Origin of the sequence: Kribbella aluminosa (assembly GCF_017876295.1) — a bacterium.
Taxonomy (GTDB): Bacteria; Actinomycetota; Actinomycetes; order Propionibacteriales; family Kribbellaceae; genus Kribbella; species Kribbella aluminosa.
This window is the reverse complement of the sequence record NZ_JAGINT010000001.1, coordinates 761,013-787,496: the sequence shown is the minus strand read 5'-3', so window position 1 is coordinate 787,496 and position 26,484 is coordinate 761,013. Positions and strand designations below refer to the sequence as shown.

22 protein-coding genes and 1 pseudogene are annotated in these 26,484 nt (G+C 67.2%); 2 read left to right on the top strand and 21 right to left on the bottom strand.

What is annotated here, in order from left to right; all coding sequences use genetic code 11:
* Window positions 1-35: 35 nt before the first annotated feature.
* From rpsG to rplJ, 18 genes and pseudogenes are all read right to left on the bottom strand, one after another.
* On the bottom strand, window positions 36-506 hold the full coding sequence (gene rpsG / locus JOF29_RS03830; protein ID WP_130384648.1) for a 30S ribosomal protein S7: 471 nt from the start codon (window positions 504-506) through the stop codon (window positions 36-38).
* Complete coding sequence (gene rpsL / locus JOF29_RS03825; RefSeq protein WP_130384649.1) at window positions 506-880, bottom strand: 30S ribosomal protein S12; 375 nt, start codon at window positions 878-880, stop codon at window positions 506-508. Before rpsL ends, rpsG begins: the two co-directional genes overlap by 1 nt.
* Before the next feature lie 319 nt (window positions 881-1,199).
* Window positions 1,200-2,459: a nuclear transport factor 2 family protein gene (locus JOF29_RS03820; RefSeq protein ID WP_209692834.1), complete on the bottom strand. Its 1,260-nt coding sequence runs from the start codon at window positions 2,457-2,459 to the stop codon at window positions 1,200-1,202.
* Window positions 2,460-2,601: 142 nt separating this feature from the next.
* Window positions 2,602-6,463: pseudogene (locus JOF29_RS03815) on the bottom strand (DNA-directed RNA polymerase subunit beta').
* 104 nt (window positions 6,464-6,567) lie between these two features.
* Window positions 6,568-10,050 carry a DNA-directed RNA polymerase subunit beta gene (gene rpoB, locus JOF29_RS03810; protein ID WP_209692833.1) on the bottom strand — a complete coding sequence of 1,161 codons (3,483 nt, stop codon included), beginning with the start codon at window positions 10,048-10,050 and terminating at the stop codon, window positions 6,568-6,570.
* Window positions 10,051-10,312: 262 nt separating this feature from the next.
* Window positions 10,313-10,990: a hypothetical protein gene (locus tag JOF29_RS03805; protein WP_209692832.1), complete on the bottom strand. Its 678-nt coding sequence runs from the start codon at window positions 10,988-10,990 to the stop codon at window positions 10,313-10,315.
* Complete coding sequence (locus JOF29_RS03800; protein ID WP_209692831.1) at window positions 10,990-11,481, bottom strand: Rv1363c family protein; 492 nt, start codon at window positions 11,479-11,481, stop codon at window positions 10,990-10,992. The genes JOF29_RS03805 and JOF29_RS03800 overlap by 1 nt, the downstream gene beginning before the upstream one ends.
* On the bottom strand, window positions 11,478-12,767 hold the full coding sequence (locus JOF29_RS03795) for an MCE family protein (protein ID WP_209692830.1): 1,290 nt from the start codon (window positions 12,765-12,767) through the stop codon (window positions 11,478-11,480). The genes JOF29_RS03800 and JOF29_RS03795 overlap by 4 nt, the downstream gene beginning before the upstream one ends.
* A complete protein-coding gene (locus JOF29_RS03790) occupies window positions 12,764-14,008 on the bottom strand; it encodes an MCE family protein (protein WP_209692829.1) in 1,245 nt (414 codons plus the stop codon). The genes JOF29_RS03795 and JOF29_RS03790 overlap by 4 nt, the downstream gene beginning before the upstream one ends.
* Entirely contained in the window at window positions 14,005-15,201 is a 1,197-nt protein-coding gene (locus JOF29_RS03785) for an MCE family protein (RefSeq protein WP_209692828.1), read from the bottom strand. The genes JOF29_RS03790 and JOF29_RS03785 overlap by 4 nt, the downstream gene beginning before the upstream one ends.
* The gene (locus JOF29_RS03780) at window positions 15,201-16,214 is read right to left on the bottom strand and encodes an MCE family protein (protein ID WP_209692827.1); all 1,014 of its coding nucleotides are present in this window, start codon (window positions 16,212-16,214) and stop codon (window positions 15,201-15,203) included. Before JOF29_RS03780 ends, JOF29_RS03785 begins: the two co-directional genes overlap by 1 nt.
* Window positions 16,211-17,257: an MCE family protein gene (locus JOF29_RS03775; RefSeq protein ID WP_209692826.1), complete on the bottom strand. Its 1,047-nt coding sequence runs from the start codon at window positions 17,255-17,257 to the stop codon at window positions 16,211-16,213. Before JOF29_RS03775 ends, JOF29_RS03780 begins: the two co-directional genes overlap by 4 nt.
* A complete protein-coding gene (locus JOF29_RS03770; RefSeq protein ID WP_307863133.1) occupies window positions 17,254-18,582 on the bottom strand; it encodes an MCE family protein in 1,329 nt (442 codons plus the stop codon). The genes JOF29_RS03775 and JOF29_RS03770 overlap by 4 nt, the downstream gene beginning before the upstream one ends.
* Before the next feature lies 1 nt (window position 18,583).
* The gene (locus JOF29_RS03765) at window positions 18,584-19,414 is read right to left on the bottom strand and encodes an MlaE family ABC transporter permease (RefSeq protein WP_209692825.1); all 831 of its coding nucleotides are present in this window, start codon (window positions 19,412-19,414) and stop codon (window positions 18,584-18,586) included.
* Between the two features lies 1 nt (window position 19,415).
* Window positions 19,416-20,189 (bottom strand): MlaE family ABC transporter permease, encoded by a 774-nt coding sequence (locus JOF29_RS03760; protein ID WP_209692824.1) that lies wholly within the window; start codon window positions 20,187-20,189, stop codon window positions 19,416-19,418.
* Between the two features lie 124 nt (window positions 20,190-20,313).
* On the bottom strand, window positions 20,314-21,261 hold the full coding sequence (locus tag JOF29_RS03755; RefSeq protein ID WP_209692823.1) for an ABC transporter ATP-binding protein: 948 nt from the start codon (window positions 21,259-21,261) through the stop codon (window positions 20,314-20,316).
* A gap of 223 nt (window positions 21,262-21,484) precedes the next feature.
* Complete coding sequence (gene rplL, locus JOF29_RS03750; protein ID WP_209692822.1) at window positions 21,485-21,871, bottom strand: 50S ribosomal protein L7/L12; 387 nt, start codon at window positions 21,869-21,871, stop codon at window positions 21,485-21,487.
* Between the two features lie 63 nt (window positions 21,872-21,934).
* Window positions 21,935-22,558, bottom strand: coding sequence for a 50S ribosomal protein L10 (gene rplJ / locus JOF29_RS03745; RefSeq protein ID WP_209692821.1), 624 nt, complete (start codon window positions 22,556-22,558; stop codon window positions 21,935-21,937).
* Between the two features lie 369 nt (window positions 22,559-22,927).
* Between rplJ and JOF29_RS03740 the strand changes: the two genes are divergently transcribed.
* Both JOF29_RS03740 and JOF29_RS03735 read left to right on the top strand, forming a co-directional pair.
* Window positions 22,928-23,503 (top strand): helix-turn-helix domain-containing protein, encoded by a 576-nt coding sequence (locus JOF29_RS03740; protein ID WP_209692820.1) that lies wholly within the window; start codon window positions 22,928-22,930, stop codon window positions 23,501-23,503.
* Window positions 23,500-23,964: a hypothetical protein gene (locus tag JOF29_RS03735; protein ID WP_209692819.1), complete on the top strand. Its 465-nt coding sequence runs from the start codon at window positions 23,500-23,502 to the stop codon at window positions 23,962-23,964. Before JOF29_RS03740 ends, JOF29_RS03735 begins: the two co-directional genes overlap by 4 nt.
* Before the next feature lie 40 nt (window positions 23,965-24,004).
* Here the strand turns inward: JOF29_RS03735 and JOF29_RS03730 are convergent, their stop codons facing one another.
* The 3 genes from JOF29_RS03730 to JOF29_RS03720 form a co-directional block, all read right to left on the bottom strand.
* Window positions 24,005-25,189 (bottom strand): MFS transporter, encoded by a 1,185-nt coding sequence (locus JOF29_RS03730; protein ID WP_209692818.1) that lies wholly within the window; start codon window positions 25,187-25,189, stop codon window positions 24,005-24,007.
* Window positions 25,189-25,998, bottom strand: a complete 810-nt coding sequence (locus JOF29_RS03725) for an IclR family transcriptional regulator (protein WP_209692817.1) — start codon at window positions 25,996-25,998, stop codon at window positions 25,189-25,191. The genes JOF29_RS03730 and JOF29_RS03725 overlap by 1 nt, the downstream gene beginning before the upstream one ends.
* 81 nt (window positions 25,999-26,079) lie before the next feature.
* A complete protein-coding gene (locus JOF29_RS03720; RefSeq protein ID WP_209692816.1) occupies window positions 26,080-26,484 on the bottom strand; it encodes a RidA family protein in 405 nt (134 codons plus the stop codon).

Here is a 26,484-nt window from a genome sequence, read left to right as displayed (position 1 = left end):
AAGGGTGAACGTGGGGATCCGGATCGGACCCCGGATCACCAGCGGTAGTGGGCGAAAGCCTTGTTGGCTTCGGCCATCTTGTGCGTGTCCTCGCGGCGCTTGACCGACGCGCCGAGACCGTTGGACGCGTCCAGGATCTCGTTCATCAGCCGCTCGGACATGGTCTTCTCGCGACGGGCCCGGGAGTACGACGTCAGCCAGCGCAGGGCGAGCGTGGTCGAGCGACCCGGCTTGACCTCGATCGGCACCTGGTAGGTGGCTCCACCGACGCGGCGGCTCTTCACCTCGATGCTCGGCTTCACGTTGTCCAGCGCACGCTTCAGCGTGATCACCGGGTCGGTGCCGGTCTTGGTGCGAGTGCCCTCGAGCGCGTTGTAGACGATGCTCTGCGCGATCTGCTTCTTGCCGTCGACCAGGATCTTGGAGATCAGCTGGGTGACGAGCGGCGAACTGTAGACCGGGTCGATGATGACCGGGCGCTTCGGGGCGGGGCCCTTGCGCGGCATTAGCTCTTCTCCTTCTTCGCGCCGTACAGGCTGCGAGCCTGCTTCCGGTTCTTCACACCCTGGGTGTCGAGCGAACCGCGGATGATCTTGTACCGGACACCCGGGAGGTCCTTCACCCGGCCGCCACGAACGAGCACGATCGAGTGCTCCTGCAGGTTGTGGCCGACGCCCGGGATGTAGGCGGTGACCTCGATGCCGCTGGTCAGGCGGACACGTGCAACCTTACGAAGAGCGGAGTTCGGCTTCTTCGGCGTGGTCGTGTAGACGCGCGTGCACACACCACGACGCTGAGGGGAACCCTTCAGGGCCGGTGTCTTGTTCTTGGACACCTTGTCCTGGCGGCCCTTGCGGACCAGCTGGTTAATGGTGGGCACCGCGTGGGTCTCTTTCTGTCGTCCGGCTGGGTTTGTAGCTTTACCTGACCCCCGCGGTCGGGTGTGTCGCGTGCGCACGAGCAGACCGAAGCCGTAATCTTCCAGACTGTCGGCAGGAGTCCCGTGCCACGCGGCCCGACCCGAAGGACTCGGGGCACGCATGACGGCCCAGGAAAGACCCCGGGCACGATCGTTAAGACTAGCGGGTGCCTCAAGTACGGTCAAAATGAGTAATCGACCGAGGCTGAGAAACATCCGCGCAGCAAGTGTACAGGGCCGCTGGAACAGCTTGTGGCAAGCGCTTGCAGCGGCCCTGTTCTCAGGCGCGGAACTCGACGTCGGTGATCAGTCCGTCGACGACCCGGTAGAGGGCCAGGTGTGCGCTGGAGCCGTCGTCCTCGTAGCTGTTCACGTGTTCCACCACCCACTCCCCCACCATGATCTTCTGGACGACCTCGTTCTTGCAGCGACCGGCGTCGAAGCGCGGGCGGTAGTACTCGCGCAGGAACCGGCGGCCCTTCAGCTCGGAGCCGTCCGCGAGCTCGATCCGGGCGGTCGGCGAGTACATCGCCAGGAACGCCTCGAGGTCGTGGGCGGCGTACGCCGCGTGCTCCCGGCTGATCGCCCGCGCTGCTGCGGTGCCGGTGGTGATGGTGGTGACGGTCGGCGGGACCGGTGGGACCGGTGGGACCGATGCCGGAGCGGCCTTGGGTGCCTGCTGAACAGCGGGCTCAGCAGCCACTGGCGCGTCCTGCACGGCAACAGCGGCCTTGGCCGCCGGCGTCCGGCGGCGGGGCGTGGTGGCCTTCTTACGGGCCGGAGGTGGTGGGACGAGGAGCTTGCCGTCGTCCCCGGGCTGCTCGCCGAGGTGGGCGATCGCCCAGTCGAGAGCCTTGGTCACGGCGGCGCGTGATTCTTCGGTGTGGTCGAGCATGTCGAACCCGTGGTGCCCTTTCGGTACGTCGATGATGTCCAGCGCGGCGCCACCCGCGGAGACGAACTCCGCTACCGGACCGGCGAGCTCCTCACGCTCGAGTCCAGCTCTGGTCAGCAGCACCGGCAGGTCCTTGTGTTTACCAACTACTTCAGCAGCGGTTACCAGATCGTCGACACCGGGCGGGGTGACGAGCAAGGGGTAGCTGAGGGCCACGAAGCGCAGCCAGTCGGGGCGGCTGTCCAGCCACTCCCCGGCCAGCAGGCCGGCGCCCGAGAAGAACCACAGGCCGACCCGATCGGGGTCGACCCGCGGATCCGAACGCAGTACGGCGACCGCGGCCTCCACCTCGTCCGCGGCCACGACCAGGCGGTCGAGGCCGTGGATCAGGCTGTGGTCGACGACTGCGGCCACCAGGCCTCGCCTGGCGGCAGCGGTCGCGTAGCCCTTGTAGACCGGCCAGTCCCGAGGCATCACCTCGAGGCCTTCCGGTCCGGGTCCCCCGTGCACGAAGAGAATTGCGCCGCCTCGGGCGGTACCGGGCGGGCGGTACAGGTCGATCTCCCCCAGGCGATCGACGCGTACATCAGAACCTTCCAGAACCCCCAAGACGAAAGGCCGCAGGTAGGCCGGCAGATCCGTCATGCACCAATCTTGGCGTATCCCACCCACACTTTGTGCCGCCACCCCGAGTGTCTTTTCCGGCACCCGCCGTACCGGCTGGTAAATGCCGCGAGGGCGGCACCTCCCGGGATGGGAAGTGCCGCCCTCGGCGGGGTGACTGAACTCAGTTCTGGTACGAACCGAGGTCGAAGTCGTCGAGCGGGACCGACTGACCGCTGGACGGGCCGAAGTCGTAGTCGTACGACTCGTAGCCGACCATCGAGTACATCGCGGCCTTCGCCTCCTCGGTGGGCTCCACCCGGATGTTGCGGTAACGGTCCATGCCGGTACCCGCCGGGATCAGCTTTCCGATGATGACGTTCTCCTTCAGACCGACCAGGGAGTCGGACTTGCCGTGGATCGCGGCCTCGGTCAGGACCCGGGTCGTCTCCTGGAAGGAGGCGGCCGACAGCCAGGACTCGGTGGCCAGCGAGGCCTTGGTGATACCCATCAGCACCGGACGACCAGAGGCCGGCGTACCGCCCTCGGCCACGACGCGGCGGTTCTCCGCCTCGAACATGATCCGGTCCGCGAGCTCACCCGGCAGCAGGTTCGCCTCGCCGGACTCGATCACCGTGACCCGGCGCAGCATCTGCCGGACGATGATCTCGATGTGCTTGTCGTGGATGGCCACACCCTGCGACCGGTACACCTCCTGGACCTCGTCCACCAGGTGCTCCTGCGCCTTGCGGACACCCAGGATCCGCAGAACCTCCTGCGGGTCCGGCGTACCCTGCGTCAGTTGCTGACCGACCTCGACGTGCTGACCCTCTTCGATCAGCAGGCGGCCACGCTTCGACACCGGGTAGGCGACCTCCTCGGAACCGTCGTCCGGGGTGAGCACCAGCTTCCGGGTCTTGTCGGTGTCCTCGATCGAGATCCGCCCGGCGGCCTCCGAGATCGGCGCCTTGCCCTTGGGCTGGCGGGCCTCGAAGAGCTCGACCACACGCGGCAGACCGTGGGTGATGTCATCACCCGCGACACCACCGGTGTGGAAGGTCCGCATGGTCAGCTGGGTCCCCGGCTCACCGATGGACTGGGCGGCGATGATGCCGACCGCCTCACCGATGTCGACCGGCTTACCGGTGGCCAGCGAACGGCCGTAGCACTTCGCGCAGGTACCGGTCTTGGCGTCACAGGTGAGCACCGACCGGACCTTGACCTCCTCGAGCCCGGCCTCGACCAGCTTCGCGATCGAGACGTCGCCGAGGTCGCTGCCGGCCGCCAGGACCAGGTTGCCGTCCGGGTCGAAGGCGTCGGTCGCCAGGGTCCGGGCGTAGGCGCTGGTCTCCACGTTCTCGGCGTGCACGACCTTGCCGTCCGGGCCCTTCTCGCCGATCTTCTTCGGCAGGGCCGCGCTCGGTACCGCAGTCCTCCTCGCGGATGATCACGTCCTGCGAGACGTCCACCAGACGACGGGTCAGGTACCCCGAGTCGGCGGTCCGCAGCGCGGTGTCGGCAAGACCCTTCCGGGCACCGTGGGTGGCGATGAAGTACTCGACCACCGACAGGCCCTCACGGAAGTTGGACTTGATCGGCCGGGCGATGATCTCGCCCTTCGGGTTGGCCACCAGACCACGCATACCGGAGATCTGCCGGATCTGCATCATGTTGCCTCGGGCACCGGAGTGCACCATCATCCAGATCGGGTTGTCCTTGGCGAAGTTCTCCTCCATCGCCTTACCGACCTCGGCGTTGGCGCCGGTCCAGATCTCGATCAGCTCCTGACGCCGCTCGGACGAGGTGATCAGACCCCGCTCGAACTGCTTCTGGACCTTCTCGGCCTGGGACTCGTACCGGGCCATGATCTCGGGCTTCGACGGCGGCGTGCTGAAGTCGTCGATCGACACCGTGACACCGGACCGGGTGGACCAGTAGTAGCCCAGGTCCTTCAGCGCGTCCAGCGCGTGCGCGACCTCGACCTTGGTGTACCGCTCGGCCAGGTCGTTGACGATCCCGCCGAGCTGCTTCTTGCCCACCTCGGTGTCGACGAACGGGTAGTCCGCCGGCAGCGCCTCGTTGAACAGCGCCCGGCCCAGCGTGGTCTCCAGGCTGAAGCCGCCACCGGCCAGCTCGAGCGCGTTCGCCGGAGCGGCCGAACCGCTCAGCCGGAGCGTGATCTTCGCCTGCAGTGCCAGCTCGCCGTGGTCGAAGGCCATGATCGCCTCGGCGACCGAGCTGAACGCCCGGCCCTCACCCTTCACGCCGTCCTTCAGCATGGTCAGGAAGTAGATGCCGATGATCATGTCCTGGGTCGGCATCGTGACCGGACGGCCGTCGGCCGGCTTCAGGATGTTGTTCGTCGACAGCATCAGGATCCGGGCCTCGGCCTGCGCCTCGGCCGACAGCGGCAGGTGCACCGCCATCTGGTCACCGTCGAAGTCCGCGTTGAACGCGGAGCAGACGAGCGGGTGGATCTGGATCGCCTTGCCCTCGATCAGCTGCGGCTCGAACGCCTGGATGCCCAGCCGGTGCAGGGTTGGTGCACGGTTGAGCAGCACCGGGTGCTCGGTGATGACCTCTTCCAGCACGTCCCAGACCTGGGCGCGCTGACGCTCGACCATCCGCTTGGCGGACTTGATGTTCTGCGCGTGGTTGAGGTCGACCAGCCGCTTCATCACGAACGGCTTGAACAGCTCCAGCGCCATCGCCTTCGGCAGACCGCACTGGTGCAGCTTCAGCTGCGGGCCGACCACGATGACCGAACGGCCGGAGTAGTCGACGCGCTTGCCGAGCAGGTTCTGACGGAAACGACCCTGCTTGCCCTTGAGCATGTCGGACAGCGACTTCAGCGGCCGGTTGCCCGGGCCGGTGACCGGACGGCCACGACGGCCGTTGTCGAACAGCGCGTCGACGGCCTCCTGCAGCATCCGCTTCTCGTTGTTGACGATGATCTCCGGCGCGCCCAGGTCGAGCAGCCGCTTGAGCCGGTTGTTCCGGTTGATCACCCGGCGGTACAGGTCGTTCAGGTCCGAGGTGGCGAACCGGCCACCGTCCAGCTGGACCATCGGCCGCAGGTCCGGCGGGATCACCGGGACGCAGTCGAGCACCATGCCCATCGGGCTGTTGTTCGTCGCAAGGAACGCGGTGACGACCTTGAGCCGCTTCAGGGCGCGGGTCTTGCGCTGGCCCTTACCGGTCTTGATCGTCTCGCGCAGGTTGTCCGCCTCGGCCTTCAGGTCGAAGGTCTCCAGCCGGCGCTGGATCGCGGCGGCGCCCATGGCGCCCTCGAAGTACTTGCCGAACCGCTCCTTCATGGCGCGGTAGAGAATCTCGTCGCCCTCGAGGTCCTGGACCTTCAGGTTCTTGAACCGGGTCCAGACCTCGTCGAGGCGGTCGATCTCGCGCTGCGCACGGTCGCGCAGCTGCTTGACCTCACGCTCGGCGCCTTCCTTGACCTTGCGTCGTACGTCGGCCTTGGCGCCCTCGGCCTCGAGCTGCGCCAGGTCCTCCTCGAGCTTCTTCATCCGGGTCTCGATGTCGTTGTCGCGCCGGTTCTCGAGCTGCTTGCGCTCGACGTCCGTCCGGCCCTCCAACGACGAGAGGTCGCGGTGCCGCGCCTCGTCGTCGACGTCGGTGATCATGTACGCCGCGAAGTAGATGACCTTCTCCAGGTCCTTCGGGGCGAGGTCGAGCAGGTAGCCGAGCCGCGACGGGACACCCTTGAAGTACCAGATGTGGGTGACCGGCGCGGCCAGCTCGATGTGGCCCATCCGCTCGCGGCGCACCTTGGAGCGGGTGACCTCGACGCCACACCGCTCGCAGATGATGCCCTTGAAGCGAACGCGCTTGTACTTGCCGCAGTAGCACTCCCAGTCCCGGGTGGGACCGAAGATCTTCTCGCAGAACAGACCGTCACGCTCGGGCTTGAGGGTTCGGTAGTTGATCGTCTCCGGCTTCTTGACCTCGCCGTGAGACCACTGGCGGATCTCGTCCGCGGTGGCCAGGCCGATCCGAAGCTCGTCGAAGAAATTCACGTCGAGCACGATGTGTTATCTCCCGTTGCTAAGTGTTGTTCTGGGGGGCGACCCCCAGACCCCCGAAGGGGTGGTCTGAGTGAGTTGGTTGTTGATGTCAAGCGGCAACCCGCTCAGACCTCCTCGACACTGTTCGGCTCGCGCCGGGACAGGTCGATGCCCAGTTCCTCCGCCGCCCGGAAGACGTCCTCCTCGCTGTCGCGCATCTCGACCCGGCTTCCGTCGGACGAGAGCACCTCGACATTGAGGCAGAGGGACTGCATTTCCTTGACCAGAACCTTGAACGACTCCGGGATACCCGGCTCCGGAATGTTCTCGCCCTTGACGATCGCTTCGTACACCTTGACCCGGCCGACAACATCGTCGGACTTGATGGTCAGCAGTTCCTGCAGCGCGAAGGCGGCACCGTAGGCCTCCAGGGCCCACACCTCCATCTCGCCGAACCGCTGGCCACCGAACTGGGCCTTACCGCCCAGCGGCTGCTGGGTGATCATCGAGTACGGACCGGTCGAACGAGCGTGGATCTTGTCGTCGACCAGGTGGTGCAGCTTCAGGATGTACATGTAGCCGACACCGACCGGTTCCGGGAACGGCTCACCCGAACGACCGTCGAACAGGCGCGCCTTGCCCTGCCCGTTGACCATCCGGACACCGTCCCGGTTCGGCAGCGTGGAGCTGAGCAGGCCGGTGACCTCGTCCTCCGTCGCGCCGTCGAAGACCGGCGTGGCGACGTTCGTCATCGGCTCGGCCGCACCGGCGCCGATCTTGATCAGCCGCTGCGCCCACTCCTCATGGTTCTCCGGGTCGACCTCCCAGCCGCGGCTGGCGATCCACCCGAGGTGGGTCTCCAGCACCTGGCCGACGTTCATCCGGCCGGGCACGCCCAGCGGGTTCAGGATCACGTCGACGTGGGTGCCGTCCTCGAGGAACGGCATGTCCTCGACCGGCAGGATCTTGGAGATGACGCCCTTGTTGCCGTGCCGGCCGGCCAGCTTGTCGCCGACCGAGATCTTCCGCTTCTGGGCGACGTACACCCGGACCAGCTGGTTGACGCCCGGCGGCAGCTCGTCGCCGTTGTCGCGGTCGAAGACCCGGACACCGATGACGGTGCCCTCCTCGCCGTGCGGCACCTTCAGCGACGTGTCGCGGACCTCGCGCGCCTTCTCACCGAAGATCGCGCGCAGCAGCCGCTCCTCCGGGGTCAGCTCGGTCTCGCCCTTCGGGGTGACCTTGCCGACCAGGATGTCACCGGTGGTGACCTCGGCGCCGATCCGGATGATGCCGCGCTCGTCCAGGTCGGACAGCATCTCGTCGGAGACGTTCGGGATGTCCCGGGTGATCTCCTCCGGGCCCAGCTTGGTGTCGCGGGCGTCGACCTCGTGCTCCTCGATGTGGATCGAGGTCAGCAGGTCCTGCTGCACGACGCGCTGGCTGAGGATGATCGCGTCCTCGTAGTTGTAGCCCTCCCACGTCATGAACGCGACCAGCATGTTCCGGCCGAGGGCCATCTCGCCCTCGTCGGTGCACGGACCGTCGGCCAGCGGCGTACCGATCTCGACCCGCTGCCCGGCGTCCACCAGCGGGCGCTGGTTGATGCAGGTGCCCTGGTTCGAGCGGCGGAACTTCGCCATCCGGTAGGTCTGGTACGTGCCGTCGTCGGCGGCGATCTCGATCAGGTCGGCCGAGACCTCCTTGACCACGCCGGCCTTGTCGGAGACGACCACGTCTCCGGCGTCGACCGCACCGCGGAACTCCATGCCGGTACCGACCAGCGGGGCGTCCGAGGTGATCAGCGGCACCGCCTGGCGCTGCATGTTCGAACCCATCAGCGCGCGGTTGGCGTCGTCGTGCTCGAGGAACGGGATCAGCGCGGTCGCCACCGACACCATCTGGCGCGGCGAGACGTCCATGTAGTCGACGTCGTCGACCGGGACGAGCTCGACCTCGCCGTGGCGGCGGCGGACCAGCACGCGCTCCTCGGCGAACCGGTTGTCCTCGTTCAGCGCGGCGTTCGCCTGCGCGATGACGAACCGGTCCTCCTCGTCCGCGGTCAGGTAGTCCACCTGGTCGGTGACCTGGCCGTCGACGACCTTCCGGTACGGCGTCTCGACGAAGCCGAACGCGTTCACCCGGCCGTACGACGCGAGCGAACCGATCAGCCCGATGTTCGGGCCTTCCGGCGTCTCGATCGGGCACATCCGGCCGTAGTGCGACGGGTGTACGTCGCGGACCTCGAAGCCGGCCCGCTCACGGCTCAGACCACCCGGGCCGAGCGCGTTCAGCCGGCGCTTGTGGGTCAGGCCCGCGACCGGGTTGGTCTGGTCCATGAACTGGGACAGCTGCGAGGTGCCGAAGAACTCCTTCAGCGCAGCGACCACCGGACGGATGTTGATCAGGGTCTGCGGCGTGATCGCCTCGACGTCCTGGGTCGTCATCCGCTCCCGGACCACGCGCTCCATCCGGGCCAGGCCGGTGCGCAGCTGGTTCTGGATCAGCTCGCCGACGGTCCGCAGGCGACGGTTGCCGAAGTGGTCGATGTCGTCCTCTTCGACCACGATCTCGCCGCGCGGAGCCGGCAGCTCGGTCTTGCCCTCGTGCAGCGCGACCAGGTACTTGATCGTGGCGACGATGTCGTCGACGGTCAGCACCGCCTGGTCGTGCGCCTCGTCCCGGCCGAGCTTCTTGTTGATCTTGTAGCGGCCGACCTTGGCCAGGTCGTAACGCTTGCCGTTGAAGTAGTAGTTCTCCAGCAGCGCCTGCGCGGCCTCGCGGGTCGGCGGCTCACCCGGACGCAGCTTGCGGTAGATGTCCAGCAGCGCGTCGTCCTGCCCGGAGGTGTGGTCCTTCTCCAGGGTGAGGCGGATCGACTCGTAGTCGCCGAACTCCTCGAGGATCTGCGCGTCGGTCCAGCCGAGCGCCTTCAGCAGGACGGTGACGTTCTGCTTGCGCTTGCGGTCGAGGCGGACGCCGACCATGTCGCGCTTGTCCACCTCGAACTCCAGCCACGCGCCGCGCGACGGGATGATCTTGGCGGTGAAGATGTCCTTGTCGGACGTCTTGTCCGGGGTGCGCTCGAAGTACACACCGGGCGAGCGGACAAGCTGCGAGACGACGACACGCTCGGTGCCGTTGATCACGAACGTGCCCTTGCGGGTCATCAGCGGGAAGTCGCCCATGAACACGGTCTGGCTCTTGATCTCGCCGGTCTCGTTGTTCATGAACTCGGCGGTGACGAACAGCGGAGCGGAGTAGGTGACGTCCCGTTCCTTGCACTCGTCGACCGTGTTCTTCGGCGGCTCGAACCGGTGGTCGCGGAACGACAGCGACATGGTGCCGCTGAAGTCCTCGATCGGGGAGATCTCCTCGAAAATCTCTTCCAGGCCGCTGGGGCCGGACAGGTCCGACCGCCCCTCGGCCTCGGCGGCGGCCACGCGGGCCTGCCACGTTTCGTTACCGACCAGCCAGTCGAAACTATCCACCTGAAGCGCAAGCAGATCCGGAACCTGGAGCGGCTCGGAGATCTTTGCGAAGGAGATGCGGCGGGGGCCGGTGACGTTGGAAATGCTGTCGGACTGGGGGTTGCGCGAGGCGACCAAGGGGCGTCCTTCCACGGGCTCGCAAAATCACATCGGTGCTGGGAGCGCACGCCAAGCCGCCCCAGTCAAGTCGGAGACCCGAGCGAGGGCGAGAGAAAAGGCAGCGCAAAGCAATAGGCTACATGATCCAGGCAAGCCTGTCCAATGGGGTCCAATAGTTTGCCGTCGGACCACCCTCTCCGTCAAGGACCGACCCGGGATCTCCAGTGAGCAGATCACCCACGAGACCTCCGGCGCCCCTCGGTGCGGAGTTAGGTAGAGATTACAGTCCGGCGATCTCCTGGACCAGCCATCGGTCACCATTTCGGACCATCGTGAACCGGGTCCGGTTCAGGTCCACCCGGGGACTACCCTTCGTGATCGTGCTGGTGGTGGTCTGGTTCACGAAGATGATCAGCGTGACCCGGTCGGCGTCGCCGTCGCGGACCGCCACCTCACGGACGTCGGCCTTCACAGTGGCCTTGGTCTTGGTGGCGAGCTCACCGGCCACCTTCGCGGTCTCGTCGAACTTCGCGGCGAAGTCCGGCGTCATCGTCGCCCGCGCGGCGGCGAAGCTCGCGTCCAGGTGCTGGTAGTCGTAGCTGAGGGCGGTCTCGGCGGCCTTCCGGCCGGCCGCGGCGGCCTGGTCCCGGGCATCCTCGGCCTGCTTGCCGTGCCAGGCCTTGATGCCGAGGACGGCGGCGACGGCCAGGGTGAGGACGACGACCACGCCGAGGGCGGCCGTCAGCAGGTTCCCGAGACCGCGCGAACGGTCACTCTCCGTAGCTGATTTCGGGATGGCCGGCCCGGCTAGTACGGCCGTTTCCGGCTTCACTGTGGCCGGGGTCACATCCTGGAGACGCCCTTCTTCCTCGGCTTCGGTCTCCACGAGGTCCGGCTCGGGCGGTTTGGCCGGCCGCCGCTGGCCGGCGATCCGGGGACGGTTGCGCGGTGCCGGCATCAGCCCACCACCTGCAGGTCGGCGGTCAGCCAGCGGTCCTTCTCGCGGACCATGTCCAGCTTGATCCGGTACCGGCGCTCGGTCCCGGTGGTCGAGGCGGTGTTCGTCACCACCGCGTTCACGATCACCAGCACCTGGGCGGAGTCCTTGTCGTTCGACACCACGCCGGCCTCCTTCACGTCCCCCTTCGAGGTCGCCTTGTTCGACACCACGTCGGTCTTCACCGCGTCGATCCCGGCCTGGAACTCCTGCTTGAACTGCCCGGTGGACTCGTCGACGACCCGCTTCGAGTCCGCGTCCCAGGTCTGGTAGTCGTACGTCGTGAAGTCCAGCGCCAACTGCCGCGCCGCCTTCGTCGCGCCGGCCCGCTCCGAGTCGGCGGCCCGCTGTTTGCCCAGCGCCACCACCGACAGCGTCAGCCCCACGAGTGCCACCACGAGCAACACGCTGAGCCCCCACGCCAGCAAGAGCCGGCCGTTCCGTGCGATCACTTGCCGGTCACCGGTCCGAGGATTAGAGCCTTCCAGGAGTCGCTGCCGAGCAGCTCCTGCTGTCCGCCGGTCGAGCCGAGCACGATGTCCGGCATTCCGCCGGTACCGCCCGCCTGGCCGGTCGCCGGGTCGTAGCTGACGCCGTACCCGGTTCGGTTCAGGTACCGCGACGACGGAGCCGGCTTGTTCTGCGAGCCGCGGACGTTGACGCCGGTCGACGGGTTCGCCGTACATCCGGCCTCGGCGTTCGCCGGTGTGTTCGTGACGAGCTGCGGGACCCGCCTGTCGGTGCCGCCGTACCCGGCCGTGCAGGCGTGCGGGCTGAGCCCGACGACCAGCCCGAAGTGAGCGTCGTAGTGCCCGGTCCCCGGGTCCTTGGCCGGTACGACGTACCCGCCCATCGCGACCGCCGGGTAGACCACCATCAGCTGTTCGACGGCATCCAGCCGGACCGCGGTCAGTTGGCTCACCGTCAGCAGGTTACCGAGCAGCACCGCGACGTCCGCGCTGTTGTCCCGGATCAGCCCGGTGAGCTGGGTGGACGCCAGCGAGCCCTGGTCGATCACGGTCCGCAGGTTCGTGTCGGAGCTGACCAGGGTGTCGGACAGCAGCGCGAGGTTCTTCGCCCAGGTCTTGATCGCGTCGCCGCTCGCGACCTGGGTGGCCAGCACGGTGTCGCCGTCGTTGATCAGCTTGATGGTCTGCAGCACGTTCGCGTCCGCGTCGTTGATCAGCTTGCCGGAGCTGTCGATGATCTTCTGCAGGTCGGTGCCCTTGCCCTTCAGCGCGGCGCCGAGCTCGTGCACCGTGGTCTTCAGGCTCCGCTTGTCGACCGAGTTCACCAGCTGGTCGAGGTTCAGCAGCAGCTCGGTGGTGTCGATCGGGATCGCGGTGTCCTGGCGGGCGATCTTCGAGTTGTCCTGCAGGTACGGCGCACCCTCGCGGCGCGGCTGCAGGTCGACGTACTGCTCACCGATCGCGGACCGGTCCGCGACCACCGCGAGCAGGTCGTTCGGGATCTTGAACTTCTTGTCGATCTCCAGGTTCACGTCGACGCCGTCGGGCAGCAGCTTGAGCTCACCGACCCGGCCGACCGGCTGGCCGCGGTACGTCACCTCGGCGCCGGAGAAGATCCCTCCGGACTCCGCGAAGCTGGCGCTGACCGTGTAGTTCCTGGTCACCACCAGCTGGTCGACCTGGGCGTACCGGGCGCCGACGAACGCGACGCCGACGACGGTGATCAGCAGGAACACCATCAGCTGGATCCGGACCGCTCTGGTGATCATGAGACCGCTCCCGGCATCAGGGCCCGGGCCAGGTCGGGATCGAACCCGGACCGGTTGAGCTTTGGTGTGCAGATCGGCTGCCCGAGCAGCGTGATGCAGGTCGTCGCCGTACCGGTCGGCACCGGCAGCGCCGGCCCGGAGGTGGTGCCGGCGCCCGCGCTGGTCGGCAGGTGGACCGGGAGGCTGATCCCGAGGGTCGGAAGGCCGGTCGGGCCGACGGTCGGGAGGCTGATCCCGATCAGGCTCTTGAGCGCCTTCTGGGTGTCCACGTCCAGCGTGATCCCGAGGTTGGTGTAGTCGCCCTTCGCGGCGTTGGCGGCCTGGTCGGGGAACGGGTAGGTGAACAGCAGCTCCAGCGACTTCGGCAGGTTCGCGCCCGCCTCGGCCAGCTTGGTCAGGATCGGGAACAGCGACTTGAGGTTCGCCACCAGGTCCTGCTGCGCGGAGGTGATCACCCGGGTCGCCGTGTTCCCCAGCGTGGCCAGCGCCTGCAGCGTCTTGACCAGTGCGGCCCGCTGCTGGTCCAGCACCTTGATCGAGTTCGGCAGGGAGTCGATCGCGGTCGCCAGCGTCGCCTTCTGCGCGTTCAGCTTCTTGGCCAGCGCGTCCACCGACTTGATCGCGGTGATGATCCGGTTCTTGTTCTGGTCCAGGGTCCCGACGAAGATGTTCAGCTGCGTCAGCACGCTGCGGATGGCCGGCTCGTTCCCGGTCAGGGCCTTGTTCAGCTCCTGGGTGATGATCTGCAGCTGGGCCACGCCACCGCCGTTCAGCAGCAGCGACAGCGCCGACAGGACTTCCTCGACCTCGACGTTGCTGGTCGTCCGGGACAGCGGGATCAGCTCGCCGTTCTCGAGTTTCCCGTGCGGCTGCTCGGACCCGGTCGGCCGGGACAACGACACGAACTTCTCACCGAGCAGGCTGGTCTGGCGGATCGTGGCGTGCGTGTTGTCCGGCAGGTCGAGGCTCTTCGGCAGCCGGATCCGCACCTTGGCGATGTACCCGTCCAGCCAGACCTTCTCGACCGTGCCGACCGTGACGTCGTCGACCTTCACCGTCGACTTCGGTACCAGGTCCAGGACGTCCGCGAACTCCACGGTGACGGAGTACGACGGCCCCTTGATCTTCGCGCCGCCCGGGAGCGGCAGCGAGTAGACGGAGAAGTCGCATCCGGTGAGCAGCATCGCGAGCGCGGCGATCCCGGCGACGAACGACGTACCCCGCAGGATTCTGGGCCTCACTTGACCAGCCCCCCGAGCGTCGGGTCCACCGGGTCGGGGCGGTTCAACGGGGCCCGCTGTGCCTGCGGCGCGGGCGCCCACGGCGTACCGGCCGGTCCGCCGCTGGCCGGAGCTCCTCCGGTCAGCGACGTCAGCAGCGGGAGCTTGGAGAGCGCGTCCAGGACCGGCTTCAGCGCCGAGCAGGTCGAGAGCCCCTGGCCCGCCTGGACCAGCAGCGAGCAGATGAACGTCGCGGGGTCGTCGAGCTGGGCGGCGTTGATGCGCTGGTCCAGCGTGCCGAACTGCGGGTTGTAGATCCGGGCCAGGTTGCCGAGGCCGAGCGGCGCGGTGTCCAGTACCTCGGCGATCGCGGCCTTCTCCTTGACCAGGATCTGCGACAGCTGGGTCGCGCCGGAGACCGTCGTCTTCACCAGGCCCCGGTTGTCCTTCACGAACGACGCGACCTCGCCGAGCGCGGTCGCCAGCAGCGCCAGCGCCGTACCCAGGTCCTTGCGTTCACCGGCCAGCGTGGTCGTGGTCTGGGCGAAGTTCGTGTTGAACTGCTTCACCAGCTGGTCGTTCGCCGCCAGCGCCGACACGAACGTCTGCAGCTGCCGGATCGTGTTGAACAGCGCCGACGAGTTCCCCGACAGCGTGCTGGTCAGCTTCGACACGTCGGTGATGGTCTGGTTGATCTTCGCGCCCTGGCCGTTCAGGTTCTTCGCCGAGACGTCCAGCAGGCGGGCCAGCGCCCCCTGGTCGTTCGCGCCCTTCGGGCCGAGCGCCACCGACAGGTCGTTGAGGCTCTGGTAGATCTGGTCGAGCTCCAGCGGTACGGCGGTCCGGTCCAGCGGGATCTCGGCGCCGTCGGCCATCGCGACGCCCTTGGAGTACGCCGGGGTGAGCTGCAGGTACCGGTCCGCGACGATCGACGGCGACGCGATCACGGCCTTCGCGGACGCAGGCACCTTGTTCTTCGCGTCCCACCAGAACTTCACCCGGACCGAGCGCCCGGCCGGCGTGATGCTCTCCACCTGACCGACCTTGATGCCGAGGATCCGGACGTCCGACCCCGGGTAGATCGAGACCGCCCGCGGGAAGTACGCCGTCGCGGTGACCCGCTTCGGCTTCGGCCAGAGGGTCACGGCGCTGACCACGATGATCACCAGGACCACCGCCACCGCGATCAGCCGGGACAGTGCGTTCACCTTCATCAGCCGCCACCTCCCAGGATCGGGGGCAGCCCGGTGGGCAGCACCTTGGGCAACGGGATCTCCGGTACCGGCGCGAGGTTCTGCAGGTACGTGTCGAACCACGGCCCGGTGCCGAGCGTGTTCGTGAAGACGCGGACGAACGGCGCGAGACCCTTGAGGCTGGCGTCCAGCGAGTTCTGGTTCTGCAGCAGGACCGCGAGCACCGCGTTCACCTTCTGCAGGGTCGGCGCGAGGTCCTTGCGGTTCTCCCGGACCAGCGCGGTGATCTGGGCCGACAGCTGCTGAGTCGACACCAGCAGCTGGTGGATCAGCGCGCGCCGGGCCTGCACCGCCTGGAAGACCTTGTTGCCGTCCTTCATCAGCTTGATCAGCTGCTGGTTGCGGTCGGCAAGCACCTTGGTGACCACGTTCGAGTGCTGCAGCAGGAGCTTCAGCTGCGCGTCGCGCTTGGCCACGTTCTCCGAGAGCCTGGAGAGGCCGGTCAGCGAGGCCTGCACCTCTTCGGGTGTGTTCTGGAACGTCGCCGACAACGTGTCCAGGGCCTTCGCCAGCTGCGCGGTGTTGATCCGGTCGGTGGTGTTGGCCAGGTCGGTGAACGCGGTCACCACGTCGTACGCCGAGGTCGTGCGATCCAGCGGGATCTCCGAGCCGGGCTTCAGCTGTCCCGAACCGGCCGGGTCGAGCTTCAGGTACTTCTGACCGAGCAGCGTCTTGATCTTCATCTCGGCGCTGGTCTGGTCGCCGAGCTTGACGCCTTTGTCGACGACGAAGTCGACCCGGACGTGGGTGCCCTCGAGGACGACGCCGCGGACCTTGCCGACGCGGACGCCGGCCACCCGGATCTCGTCGTTCGCCTTCAGCCCGCCGGCCTCGGAGAACTGCGCGGAGTACTTCGTTCCGCCGCCGATCAGCGGCAGGTCCTGCGCCTTGAACGCGGCCAGCATGATCAGCGCGATCACCGTCAGCCCGACGACACCGATCGTCACCTGGTTCTGCTCGCGGAAGGGCTTCACTTCTTGCACCTCGCCGAGTTCAGGTCGTACGCGACCGGGATGCGGGTGCCGGTGGGCAGTGTGACGTTGCCGTCGAAGTTGCACAGGTAGAAGTTGAACCAGGAGCCGTACGACGCGGTCCGGGTCATCGAGTTCAGCTTCTGCGGCATGAACTGCAGGGTCTTCACCCAGATCGACTGGGTGTCGTCGAGAGTGCTGGCGACCGTGCGGAGCTTGTCCAGGTCGGCCTTGATCGGCACCCGGGTCTGCTGCAGCAGCCCGGCGGTCTTGGTGTTCAGCGAGTTGATCGAGGTCAGCGAGCTGAGGATCGGGTTGATGTCCTGGCTCAGGCCGGTGATGAACTGCTGCAGGTTGATCAGCAGCTGGGAGAAGTTCTGCTGCCGCTGGGAGACGATCTGCAACGTCGAGGTGAGGTTCGTGATCAGGTCGCCGATCACCTGGTCGGCGTTCGCCAGCGTGGTGGTCAGCGACGCGGTCTTGGCCAGCAGCGACTCGATCGTGCCGCCCTCGCCCTGCAGCACCTTGATCACCTCGAACGCGAACTGGTTGACATCCGCCGGGGTGAGCGCGGTGAACAGCGGCTTGAACCCGTTGAACAGCACCGACAGGTCGAGCGCCGGCGTCGTCCGCTCCTTCGGGATGATGCCGTTCTTCTTCAGCCGCGGGCCGCCGCCGACGCCGTCGGTGAGCGCGATGTACCGGTTGCCGACCAGGTTCCGGTAGCGCAGTGTCGCGTGCGTCGAGGCGTCCAGGACCTGGTTGGAGTCGACGCTGAACGTGATCATCGCGAGTCCGCTCTGACCGGCAGCTGTCTGGTAGAGCTGGATCTTGTCGACCTGCCCGACCTTGACGCCGGCGATCCGGATGTCGTCGCCCTGGTTCAGCCCGACCGCGTCGGTGAACACCGCGCGGTACTTCGTGGTCGAGTTGAAGCTGATGTTCCCGATCGTCACCGCGAGCAGCGCGGTCGCGATCGTGGTCACCACCACGAAGATCCCGAGCCGGACGGTGTCGAGCGTGGTCTTCTTGTCGAAGAAGCTCATCTGAGATTCACCTGCCCGCCGCGGAGGAGGGGGCCGACGATCAGGGTGGTCAGGTCCGGTACGTCGTTCGCGGGTACGCCCATCGCGGGGCCGACGACCGAGTCGATCACCTGCTGCTCGGCCGGCGTACCGACGCCCTGGGTGTCCATCGCCGCACCCGGCATCGCGCTGTTCAGCTTCAGGTTGACCGGGAAGCGCTGGTTCTTGTTGTGGTCGCCGATCACACCGTCGACCCCGGTGACGTACGGCGCCGGGTTCTGCTGGTTGTACGGGCCGGGCTTCGCGCCGGGGACGCTGTAGTTCCGGCCGACGCAGGTCGGGCCACGGTGGTCGAGATAGGCCGGCTTCTCGTTCGGCGCGTACGGCGTCGGCTGGTTGGTGATCAGCTCGAGGTTGATGTTCAGCCGGCCGTCGCGGAACGTGTCGTTCAGGATCGGGGCGGTCTCGGTCATCACCTGCAGGAAGCACGGCACCTCGGGTGCGTACTTCTCCAGCAGGTCGAGCACCGGGCGGCTGACCTGTCCGAGCCGGATCACCCGGTCCTCGTTCGCCTTCAGGAACGCGTCACCCGTGGTGGACAGCTGCTGGACGTTGGCGAAGAACGCCTGCAGTTGCTGCTGCTTCTCGACCACCGTGTTGCCGGTGATGGTCAGGTTGCGCAGCGCGCGGACGAGGTCCGGGGTCGCGTCGCCGTACAGGTCCGCGACCTGGCTGAGCTTGGCGAGCGCGTCCATCAGCTTCGGGACGCTCGGGTTCAGCTTCTTCAGGTACGCGTCCAGTTGGGTCAGCGTGCCGGCGATCTCGGTACCGCGGCCCTCGAGCGCGGTCGCGAGGGTGTTCAGCGTGGCGTTCAGGTCGGCCGGGTCGACCGCCTGGAGCAGCGGCAACGCGTCGTTCAGCACCTTCTCGATCTCGATGCCGACCGCGGTCTTGTCCCGGTTGATGACGTCGCCGGCCTTGATGTGCGGGCCTCCTGCGCCTGTCGGCGGCACCAGGGCGACGTACTTCTCGCCGAACAGCGTCTTCGGCAGGATCCGGGCGCTGACCGCGGCGGAGATCTCGTCCACCTGGTCCGGCTTGAGCGCGAGGTTGACGGTCGCCTCGTCGCCGTTGGTGGAGATGCCGGTGACCTCGCCGACGATGATGCCGCGCAGCTTCACATCCGCATGCCGGTTCAGCTGCAGGCCGATGTGGCTGGTCTTCAGCTCGACGTTGACGGTCTTGACGAAGATCTTGGCGTAGAACGCGTACGTCAGCCAGAGCAGGAAGACCAGTACGCCGATGAACGCGACGCCCAGGACCTTGTGCGAGATGAGTTTGGCCACGTCAACCCGCCAGCCTGACCGTGGTCGTCGTACCCCAGATCGCCATCGAGAGCAGCAGGTCGACGACGTTGATCACGACGATCGACGTCCGGACCGCGCGGCCGACGGCGACGCCCACACCGGCCGGACCGCCGGTGGCGTGGTACCCGTGGTAGCAGTGCACCAGGATCACCAGTACCGAGAACACCAGCACCTTGCCGAACGACCAGAGCACGTCTCCGGGTGGCAGGAACAGGTGGAAGTAGTGGTCGTACGTGCCGGTGCTCTGCCCGTAGAACGTGGTCACGGTCAGCCTGGTGGCGAAGTACGACGACAGCAGGCCGACGACGTACAGCGGGACGACCGCGACCAGGCCGGCGATGATCCGGGTGGTGACCAGGAACGGCAGCGACGGGATCGCCATCACCTCGAGGGCGTCGATCTCCTCGCTGATCCGCATCGCGCCGAGCTGCGCGGTGAACCCGCAGCCGACGGTCGCGGCGAGCGCGATCCCGGCGATCAGCGGGCCGATCTCGCGGGTGTTGATGTACGCCGACACGAAACCGGCGAACGCCGACGTACCGATCTGGTTCAGCGCCGAGTAACCCTGCAGGCCGACCTCGGTGCCGGTGAAGAAGGCCAGGAACGTGATCACGCCGACGGTGCCGCCGATCACCGCGAGCGCACCGGTGCCGAGCGTGACCTCGGCGAGCAGCCGGAGGATCTCCTTGCGGTACCGCGTGACGGACTTGCCGGACCAGGCCAGCGCCTTGATGTAGAACGCCAGCTGCTCGCCGAGCTTGTCGAGCGAGTTCAGCGGCTTCTTCACCAGGGTGTCCACAAGGGCCGACATGTCAGGCCCCCTTCGGCGGAACGAGCTGGAAGTAGATCGCGGTCATCGAGAAGTTCGCGACGAACAGCAGCATGAACGTGATCACCACGGACTGGTTCACCGCGTCGCCGACACCCTTCGGCCCACCGCCCGCGTTGACCCCCTTGTACGCCGCCACGATCGCGGCGATCGCCCCGAAGACGAGCGCCTTCGCCTGGCCCTGCCAGAGGTCCGGGAGATGCGCCAAGGCGGTGAAGCTCGCGATGTAGCTGCCCGGCGTACCGTCCTGCAGGACGACGTTGAAGATGTAACCGCCCATCACGCCGACCACGCTGACGAACCCGTTCAGGAAGAACGCGACCAGCATCGTGGCCAGCACCCTCGGCACCACGAGGCGCTGGATCGGGTCGATCCCGAGCACCATCATCGCGTCCAGCTCCTCGCGGATCTTCCGGGAGCCGAGGTCCGCGCAGATCGCCGAACCGCCGGCACCCGCGATCAGCAGCGCGGTCGCGATCGGCGACGCCTCCCGGACCACCGCCAGTACGGCGGCCGAACCGGTGAACGCCTGCGCACCGAACTGCTTGATCAGCCCGCCGACCTGCAGCGCGATCACCGCACCGAACGGGATCGCGACCAGCGCGGTCGGGATGATCGTCACGCTGGCCACGAACCAGGCCTGCTGCAGGAACTCCTTGAGCTGGAACGGCCGCCGGAACATCGCCCGGAACGTGTCGAGAGCAAAAGCGAACAGCGACCCCGCATGCTTCAGCGGAGCGGTGGCGGAAATGGTCACGGGGCCCCCCGGTCTGGACCGAGGAGCACAGGGAGCGAAGCGACCGGAGCGACCGGAGCGATGAGGGAAGACCGGGAGGCACAGCCCCGTGACCCGCCGCGCGGCAGCGCGGCATTCAGTACGGTCACCTGGCCCCCACGGTGGACGTGGCGAACGAACCCGGGGGCGGGGTGACGCCGTTGTCGCGGCACCATTCGCCCGGCGGGCGCTGGGTCGGCCGGAGCATGCCGCTGCTGGGCAGCTGCTGGATCGGGATCGGCGGCAGCGGCGGCAGCTCCTGGCCCGCCTCGGCCGCCAGTTCCTCGGCGTCCTTCTCTTCGGACATGCCGATCGGGCCGACCATCTGCGCGTTCAGGAACTGCCGGACGACCGGCTCCTCGCTGGACAGCAGCATCTCCCGCGGGCCGAACATCGCCAGGTGCCGGTGGTACAGCATGCCGATGTTGTCCGGCACGGTCCGGGCGGTGTTCACGTCATGGGTGACGATCAGGAACGTCGGGCTGAACGCCTCGTTCAGATCGATCATCACCTGGTTCAGGAACGACGTACGGACCGGGTCCAGGCCGGAGTCGGGCTCGTCGACCAGCAGGATCTGCGGGTCCAGCACCAGCGCCCGGGCCAGGCCGGCTCTTTTGCGCATACCGCCGGAGATCTCGCCGGGCAGCTTCCGCTCGGCGCCGACCAGGCCGACCATCTCCATCTTCTCCATCACGATGGAGCGGATGTCGGACTCGGACTTCTTGGTGTGCTCGCGGAGCGGGAACGCGACGTTGTCGTAGAGGTTCATCGAGCCGAACATCGCGCCGTCCTGGAACAGCACGCCGAACAGCCGGCGGATGTCGTAGAGCTCGCGCTCGCTGCAGGTCGCGATGTCGGTGCCCTCGATGTACACGTGGCCCTTGTCGGGCTTGAGCAGGCCGATCAGCGTCTTCAGGAACACGGACTTGCCGGTACCGGACGGACCGAGCATCACGCAGATCTCACCGGCCGGCAGGGTCAGGGACACGTCGCCCCAGATCAGCTGGCTGCCGAAGGACTTGGTGAGACCTTCGACGCGGACTTCTACGCCCACCGGCCCTCCTCACGGGATGTCTGCTGGTCCCCGACCGACGACGTTCTGCCGTCCCAACGACGGGGCAGTGGCCTAGGTTACGCACGAGTACGGTTTTGCGTAACCCCTGGAAGTCAAGCGGTTGTGATACTAGCCAGGCTGAAATGCAGGAAGGGCGGCCCCCCAAGCGGGGACCGCCCTTCTCTACACATTCGTTACGTCCGGGAGCCGGGCGTAACGGAGGTCACTTCAGGGTGACGGTGGCGCCGGCGCCCTCGAGGGCCTCCTTGGCCTTCTCCGCGGCAGCCTTGTCGACCTTCTCCAGGACGGCCTTCGGGGCCGACTCGACGAGGTCCTTGGCCTCCTTCAGCCCAAGGCTGGTGAGACCGCGCACCTCCTTGATGACCTGGATCTTCTTGTCGCCGGCGCTCTCGAGAACGACGTCGAACTCGTCCTGCTCGGCGGCCTCTTCGACCGGGGCACCCGCAGCCGGGGCTCCCGGGGCAACGGCGACCGGGGCGGCGGCGGTGACGCCGAACTCCTCCTCGAATGCCTTAACGAACTCCGACAGCTCCAGCAGGGTCAGTTCCTTGAACTGGCCGAGGAGCTCTTCGGTGCTGAGCTTCGCCATGATGGCGGTCCTTCCTGACAAATGTTGCTGGTGATCACTGATGGGGTGTTGCGGTGAGATGCCTCAGCTGTCAGCTGCGGCGGTCTCCTCGGTGCTCGCCTCGGCAGGTGCCTCGACGGTGTCCTGCACCTCTGCCACTGCGTCCTGCACAGGGGCAGCCGTGTCGGCACCGGCGGCCGGCAGCTTGTCCTGCAGCGCCGCGAACAGGCGCGCGGCCTGCGACAGCGGAGCAGCGAACAGCGACACCGCTTGCTGCGGGGCCGCCTTCATCGCACCTGCGAGCTTCGCGAGGAGAACCTCACGCGACTCCAGGTCAGCGAGCTTGGTGATCTCGTCAGAGCCGAGTGCCTTACCGTCCAGCACTCCACCCTTGATGACGAGCAGGGGGTTCGCCTTGGCGAAGTCCCGCAGACCCTTGGCCGCTACCACCGGGTCGCCCTTGATGAAGGCGATTGCGGAGGGGCCTTCGAGCAGGCTGTCGAACGAGTCGACACCGGCATCCTTGGCCGCGATCTTGGTCAGCGTGTTCTTCACCACGGCGTAGTTCACGTCGTCACCGAGCGAAACTCGAAGCTGCTTGAGCTGCGCAACGGTGAGACCGCGGTACTCGGTCAGCACGGCGCCGTTGGAACTACGGAACTCGTCCGTCAGCTCCGCGACAGCGGCTGCCTTGTCCGGCCTCGCCATGGGGGTCTCCTTCTATCGGCTTCCACGCCTCGGACCCCTGAAAAGAAGAAACGCCCCTGCGCAGGCGCAAGGGCGTGAAACATACTGTGTCACTGTCCAAGTCACCTACGCGGGCCGCCCACCTGAGTGGGACCTTCAGTCACCCGAGGGTGACAACCAGCGGTCTTCGGCTGGTCCATAGTAAGGTTCAGAGTCCGGTTGACCAAATCCGCGATCCGCGGCAGCGGCGCGTACCGTCGGGCTCGGCATCGCGCACCTGGTTCATGCAGTAGGCGGAACCGAGATTCCGCCTCGGCCGGGCGGCATGACCCACATCACGCTATACGTTCACCGTATAGTACAATACGAAATGTGGCTACTCCCCCACCGGTGTTGATGCCGATCTTCCGCTCTGAAGCGCAGGCGAGGATCCTCGCCTGGCTGCTCCTCGTACCTGATCGCGAGCAGCCCATCGCGACACTTGCCTCGGTCGCCGAGGTTGCGCAGCCGAACACGCTTCGCGAGGTCAACCGGCTGGTGGAGGGCGGACTGCTGCGCGAGCGCCGCGCCGGGAACACCCGGCTGGTTGCTGCCAACACTGCCAGCCCCTACTTCGAGCCTCTGGTGCAGATCCTGGGACGAGCCTACGGCCCCGCTGTCATGGTGCCGCAGGAACTGGCCGAGATTCCCGGCATCGAGCTCGCCGTCATCATCGGCTCGTGGGCACGTCGATACCAGGGAGAGGCCGGACCTCCTCCGAACGACGTCGATGTGATCGTGGTCGGCTCCCCGCAACCAAGGGCGCTGCGCCGAGCCAACGCGCGCCTCGAGGAGCAGCTCGGGGTTCCTGTCCAGATCACCGTTGTTACCCCGGAGGACTGGGCCGAGCAACCTACCGGCTTCCTCCAAACCGTCCACAGCAGTCCTTACCTGACCGTTCTTGACAACACCGGAGCCGAACAGTGAACGCAGCAACCCGCGCGACGATCGCCAGCCTGATCAGTGCGGGAGAAATCGAACGAGTCCCGGTCGACAAGGAGGTCATCACCAATCTCCTACGGCAAGCCGGCAACCATCTGCGTACGGCGGCGGCCGGCGCGGCCGATGACGACCCCGAGGGTGCCTTCCAGTTGGCCTACGATGCGTGCCGCAAGACCAGCCTGGCGCTGGTGATGGCCACCGGCCTCCGCCCGAAGGGCCAATCCGCCCACGTGACCACCTTCGACGCCGCTGCGGCGATCGCATCCAACTTCGGCGGCCGTCAGATCGTCACCGACGCGGCCCAGCTCCGATACGTTCGTCACGGTGCCGAGTGCCGCGCCGAAACAGTCAGTGCTGCCGACGTCGAGGATGCCCTCGCGCTTGGCGATGAGCTGCTCAAGGCGCTTCGGTCGGCGATCGACCAGATACTCCAGGCCTCCAGCTGACCACGCCCGTCCGGATTGGCGAGACGCTGCCGGTACCCGTTCAGGCTGGTCGCTCGGCAGCCGGGTGCGGTGGGATCCAGCGGTGCATGGCCGTCGCTGCAGCCCATCCCGTCCCGGCCATGATCACGATCGCCGGGCCCAGCCCCAGCAACGCCGTCGCGCCCGCCAGCAGCAACGGACCCGCGCCGTTCCCGGTATCCGCGAACAGCCGGAACGCCCCGAGGAACTGCGCCCTGCCGACCGACGGCGACGCATCCGCCCCCAGCGTCATGATCACCCCGGCACCCAGCCCGTTCCCGATCCCCATCAGCAACGCGACAGCGGTCAGCGTCGCCGTCGTGTGCGTCAACGGCAGCAGCAGGTGCGCCAGCCCCAGCACGAGCATCGACGGTACGGCGACCCACTTCCGCCCGAGCCGATCCATCACCGAACCGGCCGGATAGAACAGCAACATGTCCACCGCCCCGGACAACCCGAAGATCACGCTGGTCGTCTGCGGATCCAGCCCGATGTGCAACGCCCACAGGGGAATCACGACCTGGCGTGACGCCCGCACCGCGCCGACAAGTAGCGCTCCGACGCCAAGAGTCCGCAGTACCGGGAGGTGGTCGCGGATGACGACCCAGGTGGACTGGGCTGCGACAGGGCCTCGCCCACGCCGGTGCTCGACGTCCGGAAGGCTCAACAGCACGCCACAGGCGAGTAGCGCGGCCACCAGGTGCACCCAGTACGCACCGTCCGTACCAAGGAACTTCATCGCGCCAGCACCGAGGAACGGGCCGATGAAGGAGCCGATGCGCTGTACGCCGCCCAGTGTGGACAGCGCCCGCGCCCGAAGCTCGACAGGGACCGCTTCACTCAGATACGCCTGCCTGGCAAGGCCCCAGACCGCACCAGCGAGCCCGGTACAACCGATGGAAACAGCCAGACCCCACACGTTCGGGACGACCAGACAGGCTGCCAGGGCGAACGCCACGAACACCGTGGCGCCAAGCATCGCCTTGCGTTCACCTATGCGGTTCGTCAGCGCGCCGGCTGGGATGTCACCGATCACCTGACCCAGCCCGGCCGCAGCGACGACCAGACCGGCAACAGCAACCGAGGCGCCGAGGTGAGTGGCCGACAGCGCCACAACCGGCGCGATGGCGCCCTGCCCGATCCCGTACAGCAGGGCGGGCAGATAAACAGCAGGTGCGATCTTCCAGAGACTCCGGGCCTGTGACATCACCGGCCGCCGGCCAGCGCCGTACTGCGGTCCCGGGCGGCCGGGGTGGTTCCCAGCAACTCCGACACCGACCAGGCACCCGCGGCGACCCTCATCCCGAACTCCTCCATCCGCTCGACCGGCATCCGCATCTCGGGGCCGGACACACTGAGACAGCCCGTGACCTGACCGGAGTGCCCGTACACCGGTGCAGCCACGCTGCAGATACCTGCGGTCCGCTCCGTCCGCGACATCGCGTACCCGCGCCGGCGGATGTCTGCGAACTGCTCCGCGAGCACCTCGGGGTCGGTGATTGTCGCCGGCTGGACCTGTTCCAGCGGACCCTTCAGCACGTCCTGCTGCCGCTCGAAAGGCAAGAACGCCAGCAGGGCCTTCCCCGGCGCACCGAGCGGCAACGCGACCGGCAGGCCGAACTCCGTGTAGGTACGGCGCAACTGGTGGAAGCTCTCGACCTGGTCGAGGACGACGCGCTGCCCGGACAGCAGCAGCTCGTGCACGGCCGCGGTCTCCCCTGTGTCATCGCGGAGTGCACGGAGGACCGGCAGGGCGGCGTCCCGCAGACCGGTCGGTATCCCACCGCTGTGCGCGAGCTGCACGACCAGCGGGCCGATCGCGTACCGCCGGTGCGCCGTCTGGCGGACGAGCCCGTTCTCCTGCATCGCCAGCAGCAGGCGGTGCACGGTGCTCGTCGACAACCCGGTCGCCCGGGCCAGATCGCTGATCCCGAGGTCCGGCGTACGCGCGTCGAAACACCGCAGGATCGCCACGGCGCGATCGATCGACTGCACCGACCCTCGTGTTTCCTGCATGGTGAAACCATATCCCGCAATACGGGATCAGCGATGGACAGTCCAAAGCCCGGACCACTGGGGCCCGGGCTTGGGAGGGGTTCAGCTCAGGACGGCGAGTGCGTCGATCTCGACCAGCATGTCCGGCAATGGGAGGCCGGTGAACACGGTGGTCCGCGACGGCAGTACGCCACTCGGCGTCCGGGTCGACACGAACTCGGCGTACGCCTCGTTCATCGCGCCGAAGTCCTCGCGCTGGGTCAGGTAGACGCGCAGCATCACCACGTCGTCCAGGCTCGCGCCGCCGGCCTTCAGGATCGCCTCGATGTTCTGCAGCACCCGGGTGGTCTGGCCCTTCACGTCACCGGCGAACACGAAGTCGCCGCTGGCCGGGTCGACCGAGCCCTGGCCGGACACCTGCAGGATGTTGCCCTTGCGGACGCCCTGCGAGAACACCGGCATCGGTGGCGGCGCGTCGGTGGTGGAGACTGCGCTCTTGTCGGACAT

What these genes read in the sequence shown, in the direction of transcription:
- JOF29_RS03785 (WP_209692828.1), bottom strand. Translation starts at nt 15,201, where the DNA reads ATGAAGGTGAACGCACTGTCCCGGCTGATCGCGGTGGCGGTGGTCCTG.
- rplL (WP_209692822.1), bottom strand. Translation starts at nt 21,871, where the DNA reads ATGGCGAAGCTCAGCACCGAAGAGCTCCTCGGCCAGTTCAAGGAACTG.
- JOF29_RS03805 (WP_209692832.1), bottom strand. Translation starts at nt 10,990, where the DNA reads ATGCCGGCACCGCGCAACCGTCCCCGGATCGCCGGCCAGCGGCGGCCG.
- rpsG (WP_130384648.1), bottom strand. Translation starts at nt 506, where the DNA reads ATGCCGCGCAAGGGCCCCGCCCCGAAGCGCCCGGTCATCATCGACCCG.
- JOF29_RS03730 (WP_209692818.1), bottom strand. Translation starts at nt 25,189, where the DNA reads ATGTCACAGGCCCGGAGTCTCTGGAAGATCGCACCTGCTGTTTATCTG.
- JOF29_RS03795 (WP_209692830.1), bottom strand. Translation starts at nt 12,767, where the DNA reads ATGATCACCAGAGCGGTCCGGATCCAGCTGATGGTGTTCCTGCTGATC.
- JOF29_RS03720 (WP_209692816.1), bottom strand. Translation starts at nt 26,484, where the DNA reads ATGTCCGACAAGAGCGCAGTCTCCACCACCGACGCGCCGCCACCGATG.
- JOF29_RS03820 (WP_209692834.1), bottom strand. Translation starts at nt 2,459, where the DNA reads ATGACGGATCTGCCGGCCTACCTGCGGCCTTTCGTCTTGGGGGTTCTG.
- JOF29_RS03775 (WP_209692826.1), bottom strand. Translation starts at nt 17,257, where the DNA reads ATGAGCTTCTTCGACAAGAAGACCACGCTCGACACCGTCCGGCTCGGG.
- JOF29_RS03765 (WP_209692825.1), bottom strand. Translation starts at nt 19,414, where the DNA reads ATGTCGGCCCTTGTGGACACCCTGGTGAAGAAGCCGCTGAACTCGCTC.
- rplJ (WP_209692821.1), bottom strand. Translation starts at nt 22,558, where the DNA reads ATGGCGAGGCCGGACAAGGCAGCCGCTGTCGCGGAGCTGACGGACGAG.
- JOF29_RS03725 (WP_209692817.1), bottom strand. Translation starts at nt 25,998, where the DNA reads ATGCAGGAAACACGAGGGTCGGTGCAGTCGATCGATCGCGCCGTGGCG.